The organism is Burkholderia alba (assembly GCF_034721475.1).
Taxonomy (GTDB): domain Bacteria; phylum Pseudomonadota; class Gammaproteobacteria; order Burkholderiales; family Burkholderiaceae; genus Burkholderia; species Burkholderia alba.
Genome location: NZ_JAWJWL010000014.1, coordinates 190,894 through 198,446 on the forward strand (window position 1 = coordinate 190,894; position 7,553 = coordinate 198,446).

Annotated in this window: 7 protein-coding genes; 5 read left to right on the top strand and 2 right to left on the bottom strand. The window is 68.0% G+C overall.

Annotated elements, in window-relative coordinates:
• The first annotated feature begins 113 nt into the window (after positions 1 to 113).
• From RZR99_RS17945 to RZR99_RS17960, 4 genes are read left to right on the top strand one after another with little or no spacing between them, the layout of a single operon-like run.
• Positions 114 to 578 carry a Fur family transcriptional regulator gene (locus tag RZR99_RS17945; protein WP_323121102.1) on the top strand — a complete coding sequence of 155 codons (465 nt, stop codon included), beginning with the start codon at positions 114 to 116 and terminating at the stop codon, positions 576 to 578.
• A gap of 40 nt (positions 579 to 618) precedes the next feature.
• Positions 619 to 1,536: a metal ABC transporter solute-binding protein, Zn/Mn family gene (locus RZR99_RS17950; protein WP_323121103.1), complete on the top strand. Its 918-nt coding sequence runs from the start codon at positions 619 to 621 to the stop codon at positions 1,534 to 1,536.
• The gene (locus tag RZR99_RS17955; RefSeq protein WP_323121104.1) at positions 1,536 to 2,411 is read left to right on the top strand and encodes an ABC transporter ATP-binding protein; all 876 of its coding nucleotides are present in this window, start codon (positions 1,536 to 1,538) and stop codon (positions 2,409 to 2,411) included. Before RZR99_RS17950 ends, RZR99_RS17955 begins: the two co-directional genes overlap by 1 nt.
• Positions 2,404 to 3,192: a metal ABC transporter permease gene (locus tag RZR99_RS17960; RefSeq protein WP_323121105.1), complete on the top strand. Its 789-nt coding sequence runs from the start codon at positions 2,404 to 2,406 to the stop codon at positions 3,190 to 3,192. The genes RZR99_RS17955 and RZR99_RS17960 overlap by 8 nt, the downstream gene beginning before the upstream one ends.
• A 133-nt stretch (positions 3,193 to 3,325) precedes the next feature.
• Here RZR99_RS17960 and fghA read toward each other — a convergent pair whose 3' ends face one another.
• Complete coding sequence (gene fghA / locus RZR99_RS17965) at positions 3,326 to 4,174, bottom strand: S-formylglutathione hydrolase (protein WP_323121106.1); 849 nt, start codon at positions 4,172 to 4,174, stop codon at positions 3,326 to 3,328.
• Positions 4,175 to 4,184: 10 nt separating this feature from the next.
• Complete coding sequence (locus RZR99_RS17970) at positions 4,185 to 5,291, bottom strand: S-(hydroxymethyl)glutathione dehydrogenase/class III alcohol dehydrogenase (protein WP_323121107.1); 1,107 nt, start codon at positions 5,289 to 5,291, stop codon at positions 4,185 to 4,187.
• Positions 5,292 to 5,971: 680 nt separating this feature from the next.
• Here RZR99_RS17970 and RZR99_RS17975 point away from each other — a divergent pair.
• Positions 5,972 to 7,345 (top strand): nucleobase:cation symporter-2 family protein, encoded by a 1,374-nt coding sequence (locus RZR99_RS17975; protein WP_323121108.1) that lies wholly within the window; start codon positions 5,972 to 5,974, stop codon positions 7,343 to 7,345.
• The last annotated feature ends 208 nt before the right edge of the window (positions 7,346 to 7,553 follow it).

A 7,553-nucleotide genomic window follows, 5' to 3' on the forward strand; every position in this document is an offset into this window, starting at 1 on the left:
GCGGCATGACGGAGCGGGTAAAGCCAGGCGGGATGGGGGCCCCGACGATGGGGGTGCGGCGGGGGCCGATACGTTATATCATCGCTGTCATCCCCGTTTCACCGGTATCCGTCATGGCCTCGACTCATCCCCTTGCCGCCCGCCTTTCCCGTGCCGACGCGTTCGCGGCCGAACACGGCCTCGCGTGGACCCCGTTGCGGCGCCAGGTCTACGAGCGAGTGCTGGCCGCGCAGCGCCCGATCGGCGCGTACGACCTGCTCGCCGAGCTGGAACCGCAGCGCGGCCGCGTGCCGCCCACCACCGTCTACCGCGCGCTCGACTTCCTCGTCGAGCACGGCTTCATCCACCGGATCGAATCGAAGAACGCGTTTTTCGCATGCTGCGAGATCGGCAAGCCTCACCAGGGCCAGTTCCTGATCTGCGAGGAGTGCGGCGAGACCGTCGAGATACCGGGCGCCGATCTGGCGAAGCAGCTGTCCGCGAGCCCGCCCGCGCACGGCTTCGAAGTCCACCGGCAGGTCGTCGAACTGAGCGGCCTGTGCGGCCAATGCAAAAGCCGGCATGCGCCGCGCACTTGAGCACCCCGGCCCATTTCAACCCGAACCAAGGATCGACCGCATGATCTCCATCGTCTCGATGCGCGCCCCGCTGCGTGCGCTTTCGCCTGTCTCCCGATGGCTCGCCGCCGGCATCGCCGCGCTCGCATTCGCGGGGCCCGCGCTCGCGCAGGGCGCGAAGGTGCAGGTGGTCGCCGCCGAGAATTTCTACGGCGACGTCGTGCATCAGATCGGCGGCGCGCGCGTCGCGGTGTCGAGCATTCTGAGCAACCCCGACCAGGATCCGCACCTGTTCGAGGCCAGCCCCAAGACCGCGCGCGAGTTGCAGCACGCGAACCTCGTGATCTACAACGGCGCCGATTACGATCCGTGGATGGCGAAGCTGCTGTCCGCGTCGAAGAACGCGCAGCGCGCGACGATCGTGGTCGCCGACCTCGTCGGCAAAAAGGCGGGCGACAACCCGCATCTCTGGTACGACCCGGCGACGATGCCCGCCGCCGCCCGCGCGATCGCCGCCGCGCTCGCATCGGCCGACCCCGCGCACAAGGCGGAGTACGACGCGAATCTCGCGCGCTTCGTCGCGTCGCTGCAGCCGATCGACGCGAAGGTCGCCGCGCTGCGTACGCAGTACAAGGGCCTGCCCGTGACCGCCACCGAGCCGGTGTTCGGCTACATGTCGGACGCGATCGGCCTCGACATGCGCAACCTGCGCTTCCAGCTCGCGACGATGAACGACACCGAGGCGAGCGCCTCCGACATCGCCGCGTTCGAGAACGACTTGCGCAAGCGCCAGGTGCGCGTGCTGATCTACAACAGCCAGGCGGAAGAGCCGATGACGAAGCGGATGCTCAAGATCGCGAAGGACGCGAAGGTGCCGACGATCGCGGTCACCGAAACGCAGCCGGCCGGCAAGACCTTCCAGCAATGGATGCTGTCGCAACTCGACGCGCTCGGCACGGCGCTCGCCACCCGCCCGTGATGACGCGCTCCCACCCGGCGCTCGAACTCGAGCACGTCACGCTGACGCTCGGCGGGCGCACGATCCTGAACGACGTGAGCCTCGCCGTCGATGCGGGCGAGTTCGTCGGCGTGCTCGGACCGAACGGCGCCGGCAAGACCACGCTGATGCGCGCGGTGCTCGGCCTCGTGCCGGCCGCGCACGGCACGCTACGCGTCGCCGGCGCGCCGGTCGCGCGCGGCAACCCGGCGATCGGCTACATGCCGCAGACGCGCAGCGCACTTGCCGGACGCCGCGTGCGCGGCCACGATTTCGTCGCGATGGCCGCCGACGGCCATCGCTGGGGCCTGCCCGGTTCGAGCGCCGCCGTGAAGGCCGACGTCGAGCGCGTGCTCGACCTGGTCGGCGGCGCCGCGCTCGCGAAGCGCCCGCTGTCCGAACTGTCGGGCGGCGAACGCCAGCGGCTGCTGCTCGCGCAATGCCTGCTGGGCACGCCCAGGCTGCTGCTGCTCGACGAACCGCTGATCAGCCTCGATCCGCATCACCAGCGCGGCGTCGTCGAGCTCGTGCGGCGCGTGCAGCGTGAACTCGGCATTACCGTGCTGTTCTCCGCGCACGAACTCAACCCGCTGCTCAACGCGCTCGATCGCGTGCTGTATCTCGGCAGCGGCGTCGCCGCGCTCGGCACCGTTGACGAGGTGATCACGAAGCCGGTGCTGTCGCGGCTGTACGGCTCGCCGATCGACGTGATGCGCGTCAACGGCCGCATCTTCGTGATGTCGGGCGACGTCGAGGTCGAGAAGCACGACCACGAACACGAGGACGACCATTCGCACGGCCATGGCGGCGGACACGGACACGCCCATCCACCCAGCGGACACACACACGATGTTTGAGTATGAATTCATGGTCAACGCGTTCGCGGCGGCGGGCATCGTCGCCGTGCTCGCGGGCGTCGTCGGCTACTTTCTCGTGCTGCGCGGCCAGACCTTCGCCGGCCACGCGCTGTCGCACGTCGGCTTCACCGGCGCGACGGGCGCGGTCCTGCTCGGCGTATCGCCCATCTGGGGCATGGTCGGCTTCACGCTCGCGGCGGGAATCGGCATGGGCGCGCTCGGCGAACGGCTCGCGGGCCGCGACGTCGCGATCGGCGTGATCCTGTCGGTCGCGCTCGGCTGCGGCCTGCTGTTCCTGCATTTCTATACGAGCTTCGCGACTCAGGTGACTTCGCTCCTGTTCGGCAACGTGCTGGGCGTGAGCCACGCGACGCTCGTGGTGCTCGCCGGGATCGGCGCGGTGAGCGTCGTCGCGCTCGCCGCGATCATGCGCCCGCTGCTGTTCGCGTCGCTGCAGCCCGAGCTGGCCGAAGCGAAGGGCGTCTCGCTGCGGCTCGTATCGGTGCTGTTCCTCGCGATCTGCGCGCTCGCGGTCGCCGCTTGCACGCAGATCGTCGGCGTGCTGCTGGTGTTCACGCTGCTGGTGGGTCCGGCCGCCGCCGCGCAAAACCTCGCGACGCGGCTGTCCACCGGCGTATGGCTCGCCGCGCTGTTCGCGCTCGGCCAGGCGTGGCTCGGCATCACGCTCGCGTATTACACCGACTGGCCGACGAGCTTCTGGATCACTGCGCTGTCGGCGCTGGTGTACGCGTTCAGCCTGCTGGGACGCCGCCGCGCGTAACGGCGCGGCAGTACCGGCGGGCACCGCCCCCGGTGCGCGGAGCGGCGCGGCCGCCGCCCCGCGAAAAAAAGCCCGAGCCGCTCGATCGAGCGGCTCGGGCTTTGTCCATTCTGCGCAACGGACTACCGCCGCCTTATCCGCACAGCACCCGCGCGTGATGGGCCAGATGGTCGGCGATGAAGGTCGAGATGAAGTAGTAGCCGTGATCGTAACCCGCGTGCCGGCGCAGCGTCAGCGGCTGACCGGCCTGCGCGCACGCGGCTTCGAACACGTCGGGGTTGAGCTGGCCGGCGAGAAACGGGTCGGCCAGCCCCTGGTCGATCAGGATGCCCGCGTCGAACTTCCCCGCCTGCCCGCGCGCGACCAGCTCGCTCGCGTCATAGCGCGCCCAGGCTTCGCGATCGGTCCCGAGATAGCCGGAAAATGCCTTCTCGCCCCACGGGCAGCGCATCGGCGCGGCGATCGGCGCGAACGCCGACACCGACCGGTAGATGTCCGGGTTGCGCAGCGCGAGCACGAGCGCGCCGTGCCCGCCCATCGAATGGCCGAAGATGCCGAGCCGCCCGCCGTCGAGCGGCAGCCCGGCCAGCACGGTCTCGCGCAGTTCGTCGACGAGGTACGCGTACATCCGGTAGTGCGCGGACCACGGCGCTTCGGTCGCATCGACATAGAAACCCGCACCCACGCCGAAATCCCATGCGTCGGTTTCGCCCGGCACGCCCGCGCCGCGCGGGCTCGTGTCCGGCGCGATCAGCGCGATGCCGTGCTGCGCGGCGAAGCGCTGCGCGCCCGCCTTGATCGCGAAGGTCTCGTCGGTGCAGGTAAGCCCCGCGAGATAGAACAGCGCCGGCACGCGGCCGTGCGCCGCCTGCGGCGGCAGGTATGCCGAGAACTTCATCGGCAGGCCGATCTGCGCCGACGGGTGGCGGTAGAAGCGCTGCTCGCCGCCGAAGCATGCGTGGGACGAAACGAGTTCGAGCATCGCCGCGCCCTCAGTACAGCACGACCGAGCGGATCGATTCGCCCTTCTTCATCAGGTCGAAGCCTTCGTTGATCCGTTCGAGCGGCAGCGTGTGCGTGATCAGGTCGTCGATGTTCAGCTTGCCTTCCATGTACCAGTCGACGATCTTCGGCACGTCGGTGCGGCCGCGCGCGCCGCCGAACGCCGAGCCCTTCCATTCGCGCCCGGTGACGAGCTGGAACGGCCGCGTGCTGATCTCCTGGCCGGCCGCCGCGACGCCGATGATGAACGACTGCCCCCAGCCCTTGTGCGTGCACTCGAGCGCCTGACGCATCGTCGTCACGTTGCCGATGCATTCGAACGAATAGTCGGCGCCGCCGTCCGTCAGCTGCACGATGTGATCGACGACATTCTCGACTTCCTTCGGATTGACGAAGTGCGTCATGCCGAACTTCTTCGCGAGTTCGACCCGCGCCGGATTGATGTCGACGCCGATGATCTTGTCCGCGCCGACCATCTTCGCGCCCTGGATCACGTTCAGCCCGATCCCGCCGAGCCCGAACACCGCGACGTTCGCGCCCGCCTCGACCTTCGCCGAGTACACGACCGCCCCGACCCCGGTCGTCACGCCGCAGCCGATGTAGCAGACCTTGTCGAACGGTGCGTCCTCGCGGATTTTCGCGACCGCGATTTCCGGCACGACGATGTAATTCGAGAATGTCGAGGTTCCCATGTAATGGAAGATCGGCTTGCCGCCGATCGAGAACCGCGACGTCGCGTCGGGCATCAATCCCTTGCCCTGCGTCGCGCGGATCTTCTGGCACAGGTTGGTTTTGCGCGACAGGCAGAACTTGCACTCGCGGCACTCGGGCGTGTAGAGCGGGATCACGTGATCGCCCTTTTTCAGCGTGCCGACGCCGGGACCGACGTCGACCACCACGCCCGCGCCCTCGTGGCCGAGAATCGCCGGGAAGATGCCTTCCGGATCGGCGCCCGACAGCGTGTAATAGTCGGTGTGGCAGATGCCCGTCGCCTTCACCTCGATCAGCACCTCGCCGGCGCGCGGCCCTTCGAGATCGACCTCTTCGACGGTGAGCGGCTCACCCGCCTTCCATGCGATCGCGGCTTTCGTTTTCATCGTGCGGCTCCTGTCAGTGACTGGGGCCGTGCCGCGCGCGGCTCTCGTCGCGCGGCACGGCGAAATGGGATGGTGCTCGGGCATGATCGCAGGCCGGCGCGCGCCACGCGTGCGCGAACCGGTCGCGGCATTGCCAAAATGCGTCATCGATGACGCATCGAGACAAGTGCGAGAGTGTAAACGCCCATCGCGAAGCCTGCTCCATCGCGACGGCAAGAACGCGATCGGGCGTACTCGTTCCAGGCAGCGGCGCCGTGCCGATGACACCGCGAAGCACCATCCGGATCGGCGTCGCGACCTCGCGCCGCGCGCGGCGGTCCGACGCTCTGTCCCCCTGTTCGCGACGGCAGCGCGCCGCCGGGCCAAACCCAGGCGAGAAAAGGCTCCGCGCGGGTAAACCCAGGGCGATTTCCGCCATGCCCGAAACCCCACTATTCCGGATCGCCGATACACACCATAAACCAGCCTATATTTGGCATGGGGGCCGGGCCATTTTTGGACGGCTATAAAACCCGGGAACCTCACTTCCGCGGCGGATCCACGATGATTTCCCTCCTTGCTCACGCCGAAACGGCATATCGATGCAGCGAAGCACGGAATAGGGCCCAGTGCTCTTGTTGCGGTCCGGCATTGCGCATAACGTCGAGTCATCCCCAAAACAAGATCATGGAGTGAGACAGATGCAATCGAACACGGCCCATCCGTGCGATGAGGTGTTGCCGTCCGGCAAGCTGTTGACGCTTGGCCTGCAACACGTCCTCGTCATGTACGCCGGCGCCGTCGCCGTGCCGCTCATCGTCGGCGGCGCGCTCAAGCTGCCGAAGGATCAGATCGCGTTCCTGATCAGCGCGGATCTGTTCTCGTGCGGCATCGCGACGCTGATCCAGACGCTCGGCCTGTGGATCTTCGGCATCCGCCTGCCCGTCATCATGGGCTGCACGTTCGCCGCCGTCGGCCCGATGATCGCGATCGGCACGAACCCCGGCCTGGGGATTCTCGACATCTTCGGCTCGACGATCGCGGCGGGGGTGATCGGCATCGTGCTCGCGCCCGTGATCGGCAAGCTGCTGCGCTTCTTCCCCCCGGTCGTGGTCGGCACCGTGATCTCGGTGATCGGGCTGTCGCTGATGGAGGTCGGGATCAACTGGGCGGCCGGCGGCGTCGGCAATCCCGACTACGGCAACCCGGTCTATCTCGGCCTGTCGCTGCTGGTCCTCACGCTGATCCTGCTGATCAACAAGTTCGGCCGCGGCTTCATCGCCAATATCTCGGTGCTGCTCGGCATGGTCGCGGGCTTCCTGCTCGCGTTCGCGCTCGGCCGGGTGAACACGGACGGCGTGTCGGCCGCGCCGTGGGTCGGCTTCGTGATGCCGTTCCACTTCGGCCTGCCGCACTTCGACCCGCTGTCGATCGCGACGATGGTCATCGTGATGTTCGTCACCTTCATCGAATCGACCGGTATGTTCCTCGCGGTCGGCGACATGGTCGACCGCCCGGTCGATCAGGAGCGGCTGGTCCGCGGCCTGCGCGTGGACGGGCTCGGTACGCTGATCGGCGGCATCTTCAACTCGTTCCCCCATACGTCGTTTTCGCAGAACGTCGGCCTGATCGGCGTGACCGGCGTGAAGAGCCGCTTCGTCTGCGCGACGGGCGGCGTGCTGCTGGTGCTGCTCGGCCTGTTCCCGAAGATGGCGCAGGTGGTCGCATCGGTGCCCGCGTTCGTGCTGGGCGGCGCGGGGATCGTGATGTTCGGGATGGTCGCCGCGAACGGCATCAAGGTGCTGTCGAAGGTCGACTTCGTGAGGAATCACAACAACCTCTTCATCGTCGCCGTGAGCGTCGGCATCGGCCTCGTGCCGGTCGTGTCGCCGGGCTTCTTCGCGAAGCTGCCGAGCGGGCTCGCACCGATCCTGCATAGCGGCATCCTGCTCGCGTCGGTCTGCGCCGTGCTGCTCAATCTGATGTTCAACGGCGTGAAGGGCGAGCAGGACGCCACCTGCGACATCCGCCGCGCCGGACACGATTTCGACGGACGGGCCGCCGACCTGCACTGACACCCCGGCACCACCCCGACGACGCGCGATTGCGCGCGGCGGATATAAAAAAAACGCCACGGAAGACTCCGTGGCGTTTTGCTTTGCCGCGATCGTTGCCGCGGCGCACGGGCCGTCCTGCGCCCGTCCGCCGCTTGCGCCGGGCGTCAGCCCGTCGTCGCGGTCTGCTGCGCGGGCGCCGGCGCTGGCGCGTCGTTGGCCCGGCCGT

Bases quoted from the DNA above. Each gene is read 5' to 3' on its own strand.
- RZR99_RS17975 (WP_323121108.1), top strand. From the start codon at position 5,972: ATGCAATCGAACACGGCCCATCCGTGCGATGAGGTGTTGCCGTCCGGC.
- RZR99_RS17945 (WP_323121102.1), top strand. From the start codon at position 114: ATGGCCTCGACTCATCCCCTTGCCGCCCGCCTTTCCCGTGCCGACGCG.
- RZR99_RS17955 (WP_323121104.1), top strand. From the start codon at position 1,536: ATGACGCGCTCCCACCCGGCGCTCGAACTCGAGCACGTCACGCTGACG.
- fghA (WP_323121106.1), bottom strand. From the start codon at position 4,174: ATGCTCGAACTCGTTTCGTCCCACGCATGCTTCGGCGGCGAGCAGCGC.
- RZR99_RS17960 (WP_323121105.1), top strand. From the start codon at position 2,404: ATGTTTGAGTATGAATTCATGGTCAACGCGTTCGCGGCGGCGGGCATC.
- RZR99_RS17950 (WP_323121103.1), top strand. From the start codon at position 619: ATGATCTCCATCGTCTCGATGCGCGCCCCGCTGCGTGCGCTTTCGCCT.
- RZR99_RS17970 (WP_323121107.1), bottom strand. From the start codon at position 5,291: ATGAAAACGAAAGCCGCGATCGCATGGAAGGCGGGTGAGCCGCTCACC.